This is a genomic window from Mariniflexile sp. TRM1-10 (assembly GCF_003425985.1).
Classification (GTDB): Bacteria; Bacteroidota; Bacteroidia; order Flavobacteriales; family Flavobacteriaceae; genus Mariniflexile.
Genome location: NZ_CP022985.1, coordinates 4558064 through 4577092, shown reverse-complemented (window position 1 = coordinate 4577092; position 19029 = coordinate 4558064). Strand labels below are relative to the sequence as shown.

Sequence of the window (19029 nt, the reverse complement as noted above, 5' to 3'; positions counted from 1 at the left end):
TAACCACCAAAATGCCAATAATAGAATCCACATACAAGCCGCCATTCTTTTTTAAAAAAGGTTTTGTTTCAACTGTATATTCGGGGTTAGTTCGTAAAGTTTCTTTGAAACAAGAACGCGAACGGATTACTTTAAACGATGGTGATTTTCTGGATTTGGATTGGAGTTTTTCAAAAGAAAAAAGCAATAAACTCATCATTTTACTTCACGGATTGGAAGGGCATGCCCAACGTCCTTATGTAACTGGTACAGCAAAACTGTTTAATAACCATGGTATAGATGCTGTTTGCGTGAATTTTAGAGGCTGCAGTGGTGAAGACAATTTAAAGTATTATAGCTACCATTCGGGAGCAACCCAAGATTTAGAAACGGTAATAAATGACGCTATTTTAAATAAAAAGTACTCTGAAATTTATTTAAAAGGTATCAGTTTAGGTGCCAACATCATTTTAAAATATTTAGGAGAGCGTGAGGTTGTACCACAGGAAGTAAAATCGGCCATAGCCATTTCTGTACCTTGTCATCTGTATGGTTCGGCTAAAGAACTACACAATTTTAAAAACATTTTGTTTCACGATCGGTTTAAAAAACACTTGGTAAACCGATTAAAAATCAAGCAAAAAAACTTCGATAAGGAGTTAAGTATTGAAGAGATAGCTTCAATTAAAACATTATATGATTTTGATACTATTTACACATCCAAAGCGCATGGTTTTAAAGATGCTTTGGATTATTATGAGCAATGTAGCAGTCTGCAATTCCTTCCTAACATAAAAGTGCCTACGCTCATAATAAACGCCCTTAATGATTCCTTTTTATCACCCGAATGTTATCCTGTAAAAGAAGCTAAACAAAACCCGAATTTATATTTAGAAATGCCAAATTTTGGAGGTCATGTTGGATTTATTGATAAAGGAAATGTTTATTACAATGAAAAACGCGCTTTAGAGTTTGTCAAAAATCATTAAATAGCTATATATTTAAGGATATTTTTGATTTTAATTATAAGAAGTTTTAGGATATAACAAAAATTGAAGCGTGTCACATGGAGCTTTTCGGCTGTGCTTAAGATAAACTAAAGTCGAAATGCGGATAAAAACAAGATTCCTAGTGTCTTCGACTGCGCTCAGACTGACATCTGAAATATATTAGGATTTTTGTAATGTACTAAAATGAGAAGTTTAAACGAGTTTAATGAGTTCATCTCCAAAAGACAAGGCCAAAACACCCGAAGGTTTTTCAAATTTAAAAACAAAAACGCCTCCAAAGAATAGTGTAGGTATGCCTGCTATAAAGGCAGCCGTTGGTCATGCAGTAAAATACATGAATCCTGCCGATGCCTTAAAAATTTCACTTAAATTAAATCAAAAAGGCGGGTTTGATTGTCCAGGTTGTGCATGGCCAGATCCAGACGATGCCCGTTCTTTTTTAGGTGAATATTGCGAAAATGGCATAAAGGCGATGGCAGAAGAAGCGCAAAACAAGACCATTGGTGCCGAATTTTTTGCGAACCATTCCGTTGATGAATTGGCTGGTTGGTCTGACTTTGAAATTGGGAAATCAGGGCGTTTGTCCGAACCCCTATTTTTGGCATCAGGAGCTACGCATTATCAGCCCATTTCTTGGGATGATGCTTTTAAAAAAGTGGGGACACATTTAAATGCTTTGGACTCACCGAATGACGCTGTGTTTTATACTTCTGGAAGAACCACCAACGAAGCCGCTTTTTTATACCAATTATTTGTGCGTGAGTTTGGTACATCCAATTTGCCGGATTGTTCTAACATGTGTCATGAAGCTAGTGGGAGTGCCCTTTCCGAAACGTTAGGAATCGGCAAAGGCTCTGTGACTTTAGACGATTTGTATAAAGCGGAATTGGTAATAGTGATGGGGCAAAACCCTGCTACCAATCACCCAAGAATGTTGACTGCTTTGGAAAAATGTAAAAAAAACGGTGGTAAAATAATGGCTATCAATCCGCTACCGGAAGCTGGCTTGGTGAAATTCACTAATCCGCAAAATCCTTATAAATTACTAACGGGTGGCACTAAAATAACCGATGTATTTGTACCTATTACTATAAACGGCGATGTCGCTTTTATAAAAGCCCTACTTATTAAATTACTTGAAAAAGAAACGATTGACGGCGGTGTGGTTGATGAAGGCTTTATAAAAGAGTTTACACATGGTTATGAAGCCTTTGTTTCAGATTTAAAGACTTATAATTTTGAAGACTGTTTGCAAGCGTCTGGTGTTTCAAAAGAAATTTTTGATGAAGCATTCCATTTAATCCTAAACAACAATAAAATCATTATTTGTTGGGCTATGGGTTTAACGCAACACCAAAATGCGGTAGATAATATTCGTGAGTTGGTCAATCTCTTGTTATTAAAAGGAAGCATTGGTAAAGAAGGCGCTGGCACGTGTCCGGTACGTGGGCATTCCAATGTGCAAGGTGATAGAACCGTTGGTATTTGGGAATCGGCTCCACAGGCTTTTTTAGATAAAATTGAGGCTAAATATGGTTTTAAACCAAGTCCTAAACATGGCTATTCTGTTATTGATGCCATAAAAGCGATGTACGAGAAAAAAGCAAAGGTGTTTTTCGGAATGGGCGGCAACTTTATTTCGGCAGTACCGGATACTTTATATGCTGCCCAAGCATTAGCCAATTGTAATTTAACGGTTCATGTGAGCACAAAATTAAATCGGTCACATTTAGTGACTGGTAAAGAAGCTTTGATTTTACCTTGTTTGGGGCGCTCGGAAAAAGATTATCAAAAAACGGGTATTCAGGTTCAAAGTGTTGAAAATTCTATGGGTATCGTGTCTTCAACCAAAGGTGTTTTAGAGCCTTGTTCAAAAAAAATAATAAGCGAAGTGGCCGTAGTTTGTGGTATGGCACATGCTACTTTAAAGAACAGAACCAAAATAAATTGGCTTCAGTACAAAGATGATTATAATTTGGTACGCCATGATATTCAAGAGGTTGTAGATGGATTTGACGATTATAACAGCAAACTAAAACAACCTTCAGGATTCTACTTACCTAATGGAGCCCGTTACAGAAACTTCAAGACCAAAACTGGGAAAGCCAATTTTTCACTGAACAGGTTACCAAAATGGAAACTTAAGGACGGGGAGTTGGTTATGATGACCATTCGCAGTCACGATCAGTTCAATACGACTATTTACGGATTAAACGATAGGTACAGAGGTATTTATAACGAGCGGCGTATTATTTTTATGAACCGTGATGATATGGCAACTAGAGGTTTTAAAGAACAACAGGTTGTTAATTTAAAATCGGAATTTAATGGTGTGGTTCGGGAAGCCCATAATTTTAAAGTGATTGGTTACGAAATTCCTAAAAATTGCTGCGCTACGTATTTTCCAGAAACCAATGTGTTGGTTCCTTTAGATAGCTTTGCACATACGGCAAAAACACCGGCTTCAAAAAGTGTTATTATTAGGGTAGAAGCTATAACCCCTGAGCGCTTGTCATAGTTAAATTTATTAAAACAAATCGAATGGAGCGCAGTCGAAATGTATTGATAATCTGATCAATACATTTCGACTGCGGAACCAATGATGTTTTTTAAAATTAAGACTTCAATAAGTATGGGAAACTAAATGTCATTTGATATTGCTTTTTTTAGAATAAAATGATACCTCAAATTGACATTAAAGTTTGCTTTTTAGCCTCTAAAATTAGAACGGGTAAAATAATTAATTAAATATAACATCCTCAGTGGGTGTAATGACGCCGTCAACAACGTGAATAATACCATTCTTTGCTTTAACATCACTTTTAATTATTCTTGCTCCACCAATATAGGCTGTTCCAAAAGGCTCATCATAAGAAACATTAATTTGTTGACCTCCTTGTGTCTCTATAATTTGGGAACTATTAAATTTTGATAGCATGACTTTATTCGGCAGAAAATGATACTTTAAAAATTTTATTAAATCTGCACGGTTAGTGGGGTTCGTTAAATATAAAAAATCTTTAACCTGCATTTTTTTAAAGGCTTCATTCGTTGGAATAAAAACGGTATGATTATCTGTCATGAGCATGGATGGCGCTAATCCTGAAATAAAAATTAAATTTGTAAATGTAGATAAGTTTCTATCCATTTGAGCTAATCCAATAGTTGTATAATTTTCAGGATTCTCAATGTCACTTAATACTTCATCGCTGCGCCATTGCGCTGATAGCGTACAGGTAAAAAATAAGAGCGTTACTAGAAGTAGATTTTGAATTTTTGTTTTCATAATTTCAATTTTTAAGATTTGCATTTGTTACCTTAATATAAGTACTATGGAAAAATCTTTTTTGCAGTATAAAATTTTTTTTTAACTCATATAATAGAGGCGTTTCGTTTAAATGGTTAGTCTCTTCTTACTTAGGTGCCTTTTTTAAAAATCGAAAATGATAAACGTTTTCACTTTTTGTTATAGAAGTGGTTTAAACTTTACGGTGTGGTTCGGGAAGCCCATAATTTTAAAGTGATTGGTTACGAAATTCCTAAAAATTGCTGCGCTACGTATTTTCCAGAAACCAATGTGTTGGTTCCTTTGGATAGCTTTGCACATACGACAAAAACACCGGCTTCAAAAAGTGTTATTATTACGGTTGAGGCTAATTAGGGGTATTCATGCTTTCCTAATTCTAACATCAAAATTTTGTTTAATACCTAATTTTTTTCATTTCAATTTGTGAAATCGTCAATAATTCAAGTTTGGTTAAAAATTAATTTATATTTATATTTAAAAAATAAGTAAAAATACTTAGATTTGTAATTAAATTACGTAGTTGTGTATTGCAGCTAACTCTAAACAATTAAAATTTAACTGATGAAAAAAATTATTGTTGTAGGAAATGGTATGGTGGGATATAAGTTTTGTGAAAAATTTGTAGACCTCGCAAAAGACAAAAAATTTCAGTTAACTGTTTTTGGTGAAGAACCTAGACCAGCATATGATCGTGTTCATTTAAGTGAGTTTTTTCAAAATAAAGATGCGAAGGCTCTTGAAATGGCCCCTAGGGAATGGTACGAATCGCATAATATTGAACTAATTACGGACGAACGCGTAACAGACATTCATCGTGTTTCTAAAAAAGTAACGACTTCAAAGGATGTAAACTATAAATACGATTACTTAGTATTGGCAACAGGTTCTGCGCCTTTTGTGCCAAATATTCCTGGTGTTGAGAAAAAAGGCATTTTTGTTTATAGAACTATTGAAGATTTGGAAGCGATGCTTTCATACGCCGATAAACTTAAAAAAGACAGAAAAGATACGATAAAAGCAGCTGTATTAGGAGGTGGATTATTAGGTTTAGAGGCGGCTAAGGCGGTTATGGATATGGGCTTTGAGCCACATGTAGTAGAGTTTGCGTCTAAGTTAATGCCGCGCCAGTTAGATACACGAGCTAGTAAAGTATTGCAGGAGAAAATAGAATCTTTGGGGATTCATGTGCATTTGTCCAAAGCCACCAATAAAATACTGGGAGATAAAAGTATTACAGGCATGGAGTTTGGCGAATACGATAAAATAGATGTTGAAATGCTTGTTATTTCAGCTGGAATTAGGCCTCGTGATGAGTTAGCCAAAACCTGTTTTTTAGATATGGGAACGCGTGGAGGTATCGTTGTTAACGATAGAATGCAAACATCCGATCCGGAAATTTACGCCATTGGCGAGGTTGCTTTGTATAACCAAATGATATACGGTTTGGTAGCTCCAGGGTATGATATGGCTGGGGTTGCCGTCAATCAAATTATAGGGAATTCCGAAGTTTTAATGGAAAGTGACATCGATATGTCTACCAAGCTTAAATTGATTGGTGTAGATGTGGCGAGTTACGGTGAGCCTTTTATGCCTGTTGAAAAGGGGTATTCTATTATTTATGAAAATAAAACCAAAAATTTATATAAACGTATTAATATCAGTCATGATGGAAAAAAACTTTTAGGAGGGATTTTGGTAGGTGATGCGTCTGATTATAACATGTTCCACCAAATTTATTTAAACGGATTGCCAATACCTGCGGATGCCGAAGAGTTAATTATTGGTAGCAGAGGAGAAGGTGGTTCATCGTTTGGTAGTGTGATGGATATTCCAGACGCGGCGCAGGTTTGTTCTTGTGAGAGTGTTACAAAAGGCGCTATATGCTGTTCTATAACCGAAGGCGATTGTCAAAATTTAGGCGATGTCATAGCCAAAACCAAAGCAACAACAGGTTGTGGAGGTTGTAAACCTATGGTGGTAGACTTAGTGAATGAAACCCTTAAATCTTTAGGGAAAGAAGTTAAAGAAACCCTTTGCGAGCACTTTAGTTTTAACCGTCAGGAATTATACGATTTAGTAAAAGTTAATAAAGTTGAAGATTACGATGAAGCGCTTAACCTATTTGGAGAAGGCGATGGTTGCGAGGTTTGTAAGCCAGCATTGGCATCCATTTTTGCGACCATTACTATGGAAACTCCAAACAAGCAAGTAGCTATTCAAGATACAAACGATCGGTTTTTGGCAAACATACAGCGTAATGGAACCTATTCGGTAGTGCCAAGAATTGCAGGTGGTGAAATAACACCCGATAAATTGATTGTTATTGGTGAAGTTGCTAAAAAATACGATTTATATACGAAGATAACAGGTGGTCAACGTATCGATTTATTCGGTGCCCAATTACATGAATTGCCACTCATTTGGAAAGAATTAATTGATGCTGGTTTTGAAAGTGGCCATGCTTACGGAAAATCGTTAAGAACCGTAAAAAGTTGTGTAGGTTCTACCTGGTGTCGTTACGGTATGCATGAAAGTGTGACCTTTGCCATTGAAATTGAAAACCGTTATAAAGGCTTGCGGTCACCACATAAATTAAAAGGTGGTGTTTCAGGTTGTATTAGGGAATGTGCCGAAGCCAGAGGTAAGGATTTTGGATTGATTGCTGTAGAAGGTGGTTGGAATTTATACGTATGTGGTAATGGTGGTGCAACACCAAAACACGCCATTCTTTTTGCTGAACAATTAGATGATGCCACGGCTATAAAGTACTTAGATAGATTCTTAATGTTCTACATACGCACCGCAGGTCCTTTAGTAAGAACAGCACCATGGTTAGAAAAATTGGATGGCGGTATTGAATACTTAAAGAAAGTGGTTATAGAAGATTCGTTAGGAATTGCTGAAGAATTGGAATTAGAAATGGAAGGACTTGTAAATAAATATGAGTGTGAGTGGAAACAAGCCATTGAAGACCCGAATATGGCAAAACGTTTCAAACATTTCGTAAATTCGGATGATACAGATGATAACTTGGTATTTGTACCAATGCGCGACCAAAAAATGCCAAAGGCTTGGTAATATTGTTTAAAAGTTGAATTGTTTAACTGTTGAAAAGTTGAATTGGTACTAACGATTACACAAATAAACGATTACACAATTACCCGATTACACAAATAAAGAATTGAATAAAAAAAATAGATATGCAAAATATACTTGAACAATATAAATCGGTTACGGAAGCTGAGGTTAAAACGTGGTTTGAAGTTGGTACGGTAAGTGATTTTCCTGAGAATAGCGGTGCTTGTATAAAGTACAAAACCAAACAAATAGCGGTGTATAATTTTGCCAGAAAAGATAAATGGTATGCCTGCCAAAACTTATGTCCGCATAAAATGGAAATGGTGTTGTCTTTAGGAATGATTGGCGATAAAGATGGTGTTGCTAAAGTAGCATGCCCCATGCATAAAAAGAATTTTTCATTGGAAGATGGTACTAATTTAGGTGGTGACGATTTAAAAATTGCGGTATATCCTGTTAAAATTGAAAGCGGAAATGTGTATATTGGCTTTTCAGATTAACATATATACACAAAAAAATGAAGCCAACAAGATTTGAAATTGCCATTGCATTAATTGATAAAAAAAATTCCGAAGACATTAACACCTACCATAGCCATGGTTTGGATTTTCCAAAAGAATTGTTGTACGCGCAACGTATGTCCCAAAAGTTGTTGCAGTTTAAACCCGATGCTTCAAGAGCACTTCAAATTGCAGCCAGAGCACAACATATTTGCCGTTGGAAAATAGCCAGGGATGAATATCCAATGGATCGAGTGGGCTATTTAAAGTGGCGTGAAACACTTAAAAAAATGCACGCTGATATCACAGCGGACATTTTAAAGGAAGTCGGTTACGAAGATGAATTCATTGAACGCGTGTCTTTTTTAATTAATAAAAAGCTCATTAAAAAGAATGAAGAAAGCCAAGCCATTGAAGATGTTATTTGTTTGGTGTTTCTAGATTATTATTTTGAAGAATTTGCAGCCAAACATGAAGATGAAAAGGTGATTGATATTCTTCAAAAAACATGGGTTAAAATGTCTGAAGAAGGACATGCAGAAGCGTTAAAAATTAAATATTCAGATAAAAGTTTGGCGTTAATAAAACAGGCTATTTCTTAAATACGATACATAACAATGACAAAAAACGGTAATTCATTAGATCAACGCACTTTTGATAGATTAAGCCGTTTGTACATTATCGCATTAAGTACTATTGCACTTTCTGTGATTTTGAGTCAAATACTGGTGCGTAAACATCTTAACGACCAACAAAGTGATTCTTCGGTTATAAATGTGGCGGGGAGGCAGCGTATGTTAAGTCAGAAATTAACAAAAGAAATCGTTTCACTTTCAACCGAAAACACTCCAAAGCAACGCATACTTCTTAAAGAAAAAATAAAACAAACATTAAAACTTTGGGAACAATCGCACCACGCGCTTCAACAAGGTAATGATAGTTTGGGTTTGCCCGGTAACAACAGTGCTGTAATTAAGGAGAAATTTAAAGTTTTAAACCCAACGTTTGACACTATTAGTAAGGCATCAAAATCTATTATTGAAAAAATTGAAAACATACCACCGTTACCGCTATCGGCATTTATAGATGATATTGAAAAGGTAAAGGAAAATGAAAGCCATTTTCTTTTGGTAATGGATCAAATTGTTAATCAGTACGATTTAGAAGCCGATGCCAAAGTGAGTTGGTTGCGTAAGTTAGAGATGCTGTTAATGGTGCTTACGCTACTTATATTATTAGGGGAATTTCTATTTATTTTCTGGCCAACAGCAAAATCGGTAAAATCAACCTTGGCCGAATTATTAATTGCTGAAAAGAAAGCTAAAAAAATGGCTTTTGATGCTGATGAATTGAGTGTGTCCAAAGAAAAATCCATTAAAGAATTACGGGCATTAAGCCATGCTATGGACGAAACTCTTTTGTTTGCCAGAATTACGCCTAATGGTGCTTTGGTGCATATGGGAAAGAAGTTTTCGCGTCTTTTTAAATTTACTAAATTTAGTAGTTCTGCTAATTTTTCAGAGATACTTTCAATAAATGAAACCGAACAATTAGAAATAGAAAATTTAATAGCTAAGCATAAAAAAACAGGCTGGCAAGGAGAAGTAAAGGCAACCACCAGGGATAATCATGATGTTTGGTTGGAAATGGCCATTATTCCTTTCAATCCCACCGACGACAAATCGGAACTCCTAATCATTGCATCCGAAATAACAGCACGTAAAGCTGCTCAAATTGAAATAGCACGCCTAACAAAGGAAAGTTTTGAGGAGAAAATGAACCAGCAAAAGGTGATTTCAAGTAAAATTATAGAGAATCAAGAAAAAGAGCAAAACCGAATAGCTAAAGATGTGCATGATGGTATTGGACAAATGCTTACGGGTTTAAAATATAATTTGGAAAGTATTGATATTAAGGACATAAATAAGACGGCTTCTAAAATTGAACATCTTAAAGAACTTACTTCAAACATTATAAAAGGTGTTAGGACCGCCACATTCAATTTAACACCACCGGAGTTGTCCGATCATGGTATTGTGCCGGCAATTACTAAGTTAACTCAGGAATTAGGGAAGCTTACAGCAAAACATATTGTACTGTTCAATAAAACCGATTTCAATCAGCGTTTAGACTCGTTGGTGGAAATAAATATTTATCGTATTGTACAAGAAGCCATTAATAATGCCATTAAATATGCTGATTCTACCCATATTTTAGTGTCTTTATCACATAGCGAAAACATACTAAGTATTGTTATAGATGACAATGGTAAAGGTTTTGATCCCAATAAGGTTAAAAATGTTAAAAATGGTGATGGTGGGATGGGAATGACCTTTATGCGGGAACGTATTAAATATATAGATGGCCGTTTATTTCTAAATTCAGAAATAGGGAAGGGAACACGGGTAACGTTGAATATACCTATAACAGATTAAGAGACTGTTTAAATTTTGTTTTGCAATGTTTTATAGGGTATTTTTTTGCCAGACAGGGCCGAGCGTATAAAAAAGGTCTGGGAGACCTTTTTAGCGAAGGAGCCAGGCTGCCGCGAGGGAGAGGTACATAGCTATGGACCGAAAAACGGCTGAAGTATAGCGGAAAAAGGCACATAAAAGAGCCAAAGGATAAAACTTAAACAGTCTCTAAGTATTGTTACGTAAAATTTTTTAGTTTTGTACTTATAAATAACATAAGCAGATGAACCATCCATGCCAAAAACGTCTTTAGCAGACAGAAGCATGATTATGGATGCACCATCTGACCATTGAAAAAACAAATAATAAAAGCAGATGAACCATCCATGCCAAGAACGTCTTTAACAGACAGAAGTATGATTATGGATGCACCATCTGACCATTAAAAAATAAATAATAAAAGCAGATGAATATTATAAATGTAGTTTTAGCAGATGACCACGTACTGGTAAGAGACGGTATTAAGGCGCTTTTAGAAGACCAAGAAGGTATTCAAGTTATAGATGAAGCTTCTAACGGCTTGGAAGCTCTTGAGGTAATAAAAAAGCACAAGCCCCATTTGTTGATAGTAGATATTCGTATGCCAGAACTTAATGGTATTGAGGTTGTTAAGGAGATTAATAAAAGATATTCTGATGTTAGAACGCTGGTGCTTTCCATGCATGATTCAGAAGAATACGTAGTTAAAGCCATTCAGGCAGGTGCCGATGGTTATTTGCTTAAAGGAGCAAGTAAAGAAGAATTTTTAAAAGCGTTGCATAAAGTTGCTTCTGGAGGAAAGTATTTTACTGGAGATATTTCGGCGATCATCATGAATAATTTTGTGAATGGAAATACCACCACTACGACTGTGGAAGAAAAACCAATAGCGGATCCATTCAACCTTACTAAAAGAGAAAAACAGATTTTAAATCTTGTTCTACAGCTAAAAAACAATAAAGATATTGCCGAAGAACTTCAAATAAGTAAGCGTACTGCCGAAGTACACCGTTTTAATTTAATGAAAAAACTAGACGTTAAAAACCTTATGGAACTAAGTAATAAGGCCAAGGAATTTGATTTGGTTTAATTTCTTCATTTTTTATTTAAAAATGTCAGTTTGAGCCTTTCGTAAGCTACACTTTTATCTTGAGCACAACCGAAAGGCGGCTGCCAATGACGTTCTTTAAAATTAGGACTTCGACAAGCTGTCTGACAAACTAAATGTTATTTTAGATTGCTTTTTTAGAATAAAACCTTAATATGACACTCTTTAATTTTTGTCATGTACTAGATTAAAAAACATAAGCTGAATTTTTACAGTCTTTAGAATATTTTCTACGTATTCTAATCTGACAATTCTAAGTTATTGTGATTTATTTTACAATAATTTCAAAGATCAAAACGGTATAACTTTCTTAGAAATTACTTATTCATTTGTTGATTTTATAGCAATTTGAAGTATTTAAGCTTTCGTTTTCATTGCCAATTATAGATAATCTTTTATTTTATTCTTTTATTTTTTAATAGATTCACAAAAAGCCATTTTAATAATTACCAATACTGCATTTATTATATAATACGTAATTTATATTTCATAAATTACGTATTTATACTTATTTTTGTACGTATAAAAAGTAATTATCATGAAAAATTCAGAATCACTTAAGGCTACAAAATTAAATTTATTCAATTTTAAATCGATTCCAACACGCACATTTTGGATAACGTCCATATCGTTCTTCATGTGCTTTTTCGCATGGTTTGGTATCGTTCCTTTTATGCCAGATGTGGTAAAAGATTTGGGTTTAACACCAACACAAAAATGGAACTCTATCATTTTAGCAGTTACAGGTACCGTATTTGCTCGATTACTTATCGGCAAATTATGTGATAAATATGGACCACGTTTATGTTACACGGCCCTTTTGATTTTAGGCGCCATTCCTGTTATTGCATGTGGTTTAGTACAAACACCTCTTCAGTTTTTAATTTGTAGATTGTTTATAGGTTTTATTGGTGCTTCATTCGTTATTACGCAAGTACATACCTCTTTAATGTTTGCCTCAAATGTGGTGGGAACTGCCAATGCAACATCTGCAGGATGGGGTAATTTAGGTGGTGGCGCCAACCGTTTAGGGATGCCATTAATTGCTGCTGCGGTGGTGAGTTTTGGAGTTGCCGATGCCGATGCTTGGAGATATTCAATGGTTATTGCGGGTGTGGTTTGTTTTTTAATGGGTTTGGTATATTACTTTTTCACACAAGATACTCCTGAAGGTAACTTTAAGGATTTAAGAGCTTCAGGAAAAATGGTGACTACTAAAAAAGATCAGGTTGGGTTTTTAACTGTGATTAAAGATTATAGAACTTGGATACTTTTTATTGTTTATGCTGCATGTTTTGGTATAGAGCTTACCGTATATGGTACCATGGATGATTACCTTCAAAACACGTTTCAATTAGAGCGTGTTACCGCAGGGAATTTTGTATTGTCTTTTGCCTTGATGAATATTTTTGCACGTACACTGGGCGGCTTTTTTGGCGATAAATTCGGAAAACTTAAAGGCTTAAGAGGTCGTGTACTGTTTCTTTCTGTTATACTGTCGTTGGAAGGAATTATGTTGGTAACTTTTTCAACAACCACAAGTATTGTTGTAGGTATTATATTCTTAATATTGTTTAGTTTAACAGTTCAAATGGCAGAAGGTGCGACGTTTTCGGTAGTACCGTTCATTAATAAAAAAGCCATAGGTTCTGTTTCTGGTATTGTAGGTGCAGGTGGAAATGTGGGTGCTTTTTTAGCCGCATTATTATTGAAATCTAAATCGGCAGCAGCAGAAAAAGCAGCTATTGTTGCAAACCAAGGTTTGGGAGATGAATTTGTAAAATCGGCACAATCTGCTGCTGCATCAAGTGCTGTTTCTAGTGGGTACTTCATAATTGGTTTTATCGTTATTTTATCAGGAGTCCTTGCTCTGGCTATTCGTTTTTCTACTAAAGAAGAAAAAGTAGCTGACATAGATTTAAGTGAAACAGCTAATGAATTGATTCCCGTAAAAGCAGATTATTAGTCTCATATTTTGCATATCTTTAAAAATCAAATACCCTTTTTATTGTATTTGTAATAATAGATTGGTAGCTTGTTTGGTGTTATTAAATTGCCTTAATTCGTATTAAAACGCTAGTGTAAATGTTAAAAAAGGAAGTAAAAACAACGTGTTCGTATTGTGGGGTTGGTTGTGGTATTATCGTTAAAAAAGATAATAACGATCGGGTTTTTGTTGAAGGCGATAAAGACCACCCTGTAAACAGAGGCATGCTTTGCTCTAAAGGCATGAATTTGCATTACGTAGTTAACGATACTTCCGATAGAATTTTATATCCAGAAATGCGTTGGAGCCGTTCACACCCTCGCGAGCGCGTTAGTTGGGACGATGCTTTAGATAGAGCAGCAAGCGTATTTAAATCTATTATAAAAAAACATGGTCCAGATAGCGTGGCGTTTTATGTGTCCGGACAAAGTTTGACCGAAGAATATTATATTGCCAACAAACTAACAAAAGGCTTTTTAGGAACCAATAATATCGATACCAACTCACGGTTATGTATGAGTTCTGCAGTGGTAGGATATAAAAAAACCTTTGGTGAAGATAGTGTTCCCGTGTCGTATGAAGATATTGAGTTGGCTGATTGTTTCTTAATTACAGGCGCAAACCCTGCCTGGTGCCATCCCATACTTTTCAGACGTATTGAGCAGCATAAAGAGAAAAATCCCGATGTTAAAATTATTGTTGTCGATCCTCGTAAAACAGATTCAGCAAATTTCGCCGATTTACACCTTCAATTAATCCCTGGAACCGATGTTATTCTTTACAATGCCATCGCGAGATGCTTGTTTAAAAGAGGTTTAATAGACGACGATTTTATAAAAAACCATACCGAAGGATTTACAGCTTATAAAGAGCAAATATTTTCAACGTCTATTAAAGATGCATCCAAAATATGCGGTGTTCCAGAAACAGATATTAGAAAAGCTGCCGATATTATAGGACTTTCAAAAGGCTTTATAAGTATGTGGGCCATGGGGCTTAACCAAAGTGTGGTAGGCACCGATAAAAATACAGCCTTATTAAACTTATCGCTTATAACAGGGCAAGTCGGTAAACCAGGTTCGGGACCGTTTTCGTTAACAGGGCAGCCTAATGCCATGGGTGGTCGTGAGGTAGGTGGTATGGCAAATCTTTTGGCAGTGCACAAAGATTTAATGAATGAAGAACACCGTAGGGAAGTCGCCCAGTTTTGGGGTGTGGACAAAATTTCACCAAAGCCAGGTCTAACAGCAACCGAAATGTTTGATGCTTTAGAATCTGGAAAATTAAAAGCTATTTGGATCGCTTGTACCAATCCGTTGGTAAGCTTACCAAATACACATCGTATTGAACGTGCCATGAAAAACGCCAAGTTTGTAGTGGTTCAAGATATTTCACATAAATCTGATACGGTTTCTTATGCCGATTTAGTACTTCCTGCTGCCGGTTGGTTGGAAAAAGAAGGTACCATGACGAATTCTGAGCGCCGTATATCTTATTTACCAAAAGAAATCAATGCGCCGGGTGAAGCCAGACCCGATGTTGAAATTTTCTGTGATTTTGCACAGAGAATGGGGTTCCGTGGATTTAACTTTAATAGTACAGAAGAAATTTACGACGAATATAGTTCGATGACTAAAGGCACAAAAATAGATGTGTCCTTTCTAAATTATGATAGATTAAAGAACGAAGGCACGTTCCAATGGCCAGTACCGGAATACAGACATGCTGGAACGCCTAGGCTTTTTCAAGATAAAAAATTCTATACCCCATCGCAAAAAGCTATTTTTAACGTAGCGACCAGTATTGAAAACACATCGCTACAGCCTAACGAAACCTATCCGTTAGTTTTAACTACAGGTAGGGTGCGCGACCAATGGCATACCATGACCAAAACAGGAAAAGTATCACGTTTAAAAACACATTACCCAACACCTGTTTTAGAAATTAATCCTGTTGATGCCTATTTATATAAAGTTAAAGATGGCGATATTACCGAAATTAAAAGTGAAAACGGTACCGTTCGTGTGCGGGCAAAAGTTACCGATAACATTGTAAAAGGCTGTGTGTTTTTACCAATGCACTGGGGAAAACAGTTGCAAAGTGATTTAAATAGAGCCAACAATTTAACCAACACGCACATCGATCCTACATCAAAAGAACCTGATTTTAAATTCACGCGTGTATCGGTTTCAAAATATAAAAAACCTGTTGAAAAAATAATAATTGTTGGGGCAGGAGCTGCGGCATTTAGGTTTGTTCAAAATTATAGAGAGTATAATGAAGTTGATGAAATCCATGTATTTTCAAAAGAGCCTAATTTATTCTATAATAGGGTATTGCTTCCTGAGTATGTCACCGAAGAATTAAGTTGGGAACAACTTCTTAAAATAAAACAGAAAGAATTAAGCAAGTTGAATATTAAGGTGTATCCTGAAACGTCTATTAAGGACATTGATTCCGATAATAAAATAGTTACAGACACTAACGGTGACCAACATACATTCAATAAACTTATTTTGGCTACAGGTAGTCGTGCGTTCATTCCTAAAGATGTTCAAATAGATTTACCGGGGCGTTTTACCATGCGTAATAAAAGTGATGCCGATAGTTTTAAAGCCTATTTAGATGCTACAGGTTTGCCTCCAGAAGAGCAACATGTGGTTATTGTTGGTGGGGGGTTATTAGGCTTGGAGTTGGCAGCAGCCATGAAGCACAAAAACGTAAAGATGACCATCATTCAGCGTGCATCAAGGTTAATGGAACGTCAATTAGACATGGTTTCCAGTAAATTATTAGCTTTAGATGTACAAGAACGTGGTATTCAAATATATTTTGATAACGAGGTGAGTACGGTGTTTGATGATGAAGATACAGGTGAATTAAACATTACGCTTAAGAGTGGTAAGTTTATAACCGCCAATGCCATTGTATATGCTATTGGTACCATTCCAAATATTGAAATTGCTAGGGAAAACGGTCTTGTTTGCAGTCGCGGGGTGAAGGTAAACCAGCATTTACAATCGTCTAACCCAGATATTTTTGCCATTGGTGAAATTGCCGAATTTAACAATCAGTTATTCGGAATCACATCGGCAGCCGAAGAGCAAGCCAATATTTTAGCAAACTTTATTGCAGGCGATGTTAGTTGTGCTTATAACGGTTCGGTTTTAATGAATATTTTAAAATTCAACGACCTAAACTTGTGTAGTATTGGTAATATAGATGTCCCTGAAAATGACGATTCGTACGAAGAAGTTATTTTCACAGATATATCAAAACGCTACTATAAAAAGTGTATCGTAAAAGACGATTTGTTAATAGGTGCGGTTTTAATGGGCGACAAAAACGAATTTGCCGAATTTAAAACTATGATTGAAAGCAAAATCGAAATGTCCGACAAACGTAACACCTTATTACGGGGGGCTTCCAACACCGTGCCAGTTTTAGGTAAGTTAGTGTGTTCTTGTAGTCAGGTAGGTGCGGGTAATATTGAAGAAGCTATAAAAGGAGGCTGTACAAACTTTACTGAGCTATGTAATAAAACAGGCGCAGGTTTAGGCTGTGGAAGTTGTAAAACAGAGGTTAGGGAAATTCTTAACAACACAAAGATATTAGCATGAGCGAATCGTATAGATTGATAGTAAATGGCGGTGTACTATCTCCAGGTGAGTTAAAGTATATTTGTGAAGCTGCCGAAAGTTTGGGCTTAAGCGCTATTTCGTTTGGCTCCAGACAGGATATTATTTTTCCCGAACCTATAGATAAAGAAAAACTAAAGACTTTCAATAAACTACAAATTGTGGCGCCAAATCATGAGCGTATTGAAAACATCGTGTCATCTTATGTGTCGTCAGATATTTTCCCAAGTACGTCATGGCTTACTAGTGATAGGTATTTATATGTTTTAGAGCAATTTAAACACGAATTAAAATTACGGGTTAATATAACCGATCCCAAACAGCGTTTAGTGCCGTTGTTTACCGGGCATATCAATTTTATAGCTTCCGAGCATGAAGACTATTGGTATTTATACATCAGACTTCCAGAATGGAAAAAAACAGTGATGTACCCAGCACTTATTTATAGTTGGGATTTAGATAAGGTGGAGTTGGCTATTGAAAATATGTTACAGGAAGAACCAGAAACTATTGAAACCATTTTCGAGTTGGTTAGCGATGCGATAGACACCAATAACAGAACCGTGGATTATCCATTAGAAGTGCCATTTTACCCGTTTCCTTACTATGAAGGTATGAATAGAATAGGTGACAAATATTGGTTAGGGCTGTATTGGCGTAACAACCTATACGATCTCTCTTTCTTAAAAGCCATGTGTGATCTATGTGCCGAAAACAAAATAGGAAAAATATCCATAACCCCTTGGAAATCCTTTATTGTTAAGGGGATTCCAGTGCAAGCTAAATTACAATGGGAGAAATTTTTGGGTAAATTTGGTATCAATGTACGCCATTCCATGCTCGAACTAAATTGGCATTTGCCAGTGAATGATAAAGATGCTTTAAGCCTAAAAAAATACTTGGTTACAAATTTCGACCAGAACGATATTAGTACCTATGGTTTAACATTCGGACTCACCAATTATGCCAGTAATGCCTATTATTTTACATCGGTTGTTATCGAAAAGAACAAGCAACCCGAAGCGTTAAATGGTTTTACAATTCGTGATACCTACAACTTATTATACGCTAAAAATTTCGACCCTAATACGCGCGACTACATCATGCATGTGCAAGATATTGATAAAGTGGAATTACCGGGACTGTTAATGGAATTGAGTCAGTTGTATTTTGATCAATTAGGAACTGAACGCGAAGAGGTATCTATAAAAGATGTAAAGAAAGAAAGTATTGAAGAAGAAGTATATCAATGTAAAGATTGCTTAACGGTTTATAACGAGGTTTACGGTGATATTACTCAAAACATCCCTCCAAATACTTCTTTTGAAAGTCTTCCAGAAACTTATGAATGTTCACTTTGTGAGGCACCAAAAAGCAATTTTGAGAAGAAGGTTTTGGTTAAATAAACTGTTTCGTTATTTCGTATAAAGCAATATTGGTAGCCTGAACCACATTCATACTGCTATTTAGTCCGAACATATCAATATGAACAACAAGATCTGAAATATTTAGAATAGCTTCTGAAACCCCAAAATTTTCATCACCAATAACGAGTGCAATGGGTTTTTCTGTTGAAAATTTCAATGTATGAAGCGGTTTACTTGTAGATGTGATTTCGAGCGATATCATTTGATAATTTGCTGCCTTTAAATCTTTAACCACTTTTGAAGCCGATTCGCAAATTTCAAAATCCACCACTTTTTCGGCAGCCCTAGATGTTTTTGTTATTTTTCGTCCTAAAGAAATACCAGCACCACAAAGTATGAGTTTTTCAACCCCGAAAGCATCGGCAATTCTAAATAAACTGCCAATGTTTGGCGCATTGGTAACGTTATCACACACCAGTGTTATTGGAAATTTACGTTTTTTAAAGTTGGTATTGTAGTGGGTTAGTTGCATTTTTTAGTTGGCAGTTTTCAGTAGCAGTAATCAGTAATCAGTATTCAGTAATTATTGTTTTTTTAGCGGC

General features: G+C 35.8%; 13 protein-coding genes. 11 read left to right on the top strand and 2 right to left on the bottom strand.

Annotation, left to right across the window (positions count from 1 at the left end):
• Positions 1-11 precede the first annotated feature (11 nt).
• Positions 12-968, top strand: a complete 957-nt coding sequence (locus tag CJ739_RS18810; RefSeq protein WP_117178138.1) for a YheT family hydrolase — start codon at positions 12-14, stop codon at positions 966-968.
• A 226-nt stretch (positions 969-1194) separates the two neighbouring features.
• The gene (locus CJ739_RS18805; RefSeq protein ID WP_117178136.1) at positions 1195-3507 is read left to right on the top strand and encodes an FdhF/YdeP family oxidoreductase; all 2313 of its coding nucleotides are present in this window, start codon (positions 1195-1197) and stop codon (positions 3505-3507) included.
• A gap of 222 nt (positions 3508-3729) precedes the next feature.
• Here the strand turns inward: CJ739_RS18805 and CJ739_RS18800 are convergent, their stop codons facing one another.
• Positions 3730-4275, bottom strand: coding sequence for a fasciclin domain-containing protein (locus CJ739_RS18800; protein ID WP_162880269.1), 546 nt, complete (start codon positions 4273-4275; stop codon positions 3730-3732).
• 207 nt (positions 4276-4482) lie between these two features.
• Here CJ739_RS18800 and CJ739_RS20420 point away from each other — a divergent pair, with 207 nt between their 5' ends.
• The 9 genes from CJ739_RS20420 (at position 4483) to CJ739_RS18760 (ending at position 18466) form a co-directional block, all read left to right on the top strand.
• Positions 4483-4650, top strand: coding sequence for a hypothetical protein (locus tag CJ739_RS20420; protein ID WP_162880268.1), 168 nt, complete (start codon positions 4483-4485; stop codon positions 4648-4650).
• Between the two features lie 207 nt (positions 4651-4857).
• Entirely contained in the window at positions 4858-7374 is a 2517-nt protein-coding gene (gene nirB, locus CJ739_RS18795) for a nitrite reductase large subunit NirB (RefSeq protein WP_117178131.1), read from the top strand.
• A gap of 122 nt (positions 7375-7496) precedes the next feature.
• Positions 7497-7874: a nitrite reductase small subunit NirD gene (gene nirD, locus CJ739_RS18790; RefSeq protein WP_117178129.1), complete on the top strand. Its 378-nt coding sequence runs from the start codon at positions 7497-7499 to the stop codon at positions 7872-7874.
• Between the two features lie 17 nt (positions 7875-7891).
• Positions 7892-8476 (top strand): DUF4202 domain-containing protein, encoded by a 585-nt coding sequence (locus tag CJ739_RS18785; protein ID WP_117178127.1) that lies wholly within the window; start codon positions 7892-7894, stop codon positions 8474-8476.
• A 15-nt stretch (positions 8477-8491) separates the two neighbouring features.
• On the top strand, positions 8492-10309 hold the full coding sequence (locus CJ739_RS18780) for a sensor histidine kinase (RefSeq protein WP_117178125.1): 1818 nt from the start codon (positions 8492-8494) through the stop codon (positions 10307-10309).
• Positions 10310-10754: 445 nt separating this feature from the next.
• Positions 10755-11417 (top strand): response regulator transcription factor, encoded by a 663-nt coding sequence (locus tag CJ739_RS18775; protein ID WP_117178123.1) that lies wholly within the window; start codon positions 10755-10757, stop codon positions 11415-11417.
• Positions 11418-11973: 556 nt separating this feature from the next.
• Complete coding sequence (locus tag CJ739_RS18770; RefSeq protein WP_117178121.1) at positions 11974-13401, top strand: MFS transporter; 1428 nt, start codon at positions 11974-11976, stop codon at positions 13399-13401.
• Positions 13402-13520: 119 nt separating this feature from the next.
• Complete coding sequence (locus tag CJ739_RS18765; protein ID WP_117178118.1) at positions 13521-17042, top strand: nitrate reductase; 3522 nt, start codon at positions 13521-13523, stop codon at positions 17040-17042.
• Positions 17039-18466: a rubredoxin domain-containing protein gene (locus tag CJ739_RS18760; RefSeq protein ID WP_117178116.1), complete on the top strand. Its 1428-nt coding sequence runs from the start codon at positions 17039-17041 to the stop codon at positions 18464-18466. Before CJ739_RS18765 ends, CJ739_RS18760 begins: the two co-directional genes overlap by 4 nt.
• Here the strand turns inward: CJ739_RS18760 and CJ739_RS18755 are convergent.
• Positions 18459-18959: a TrmH family RNA methyltransferase gene (locus tag CJ739_RS18755; protein ID WP_117178114.1), complete on the bottom strand. Its 501-nt coding sequence runs from the start codon at positions 18957-18959 to the stop codon at positions 18459-18461. The two genes, CJ739_RS18760 and CJ739_RS18755, sit on opposite strands and share 8 nt — an antisense overlap.
• Positions 18960-19029: the final 70 nt, after the last annotated feature.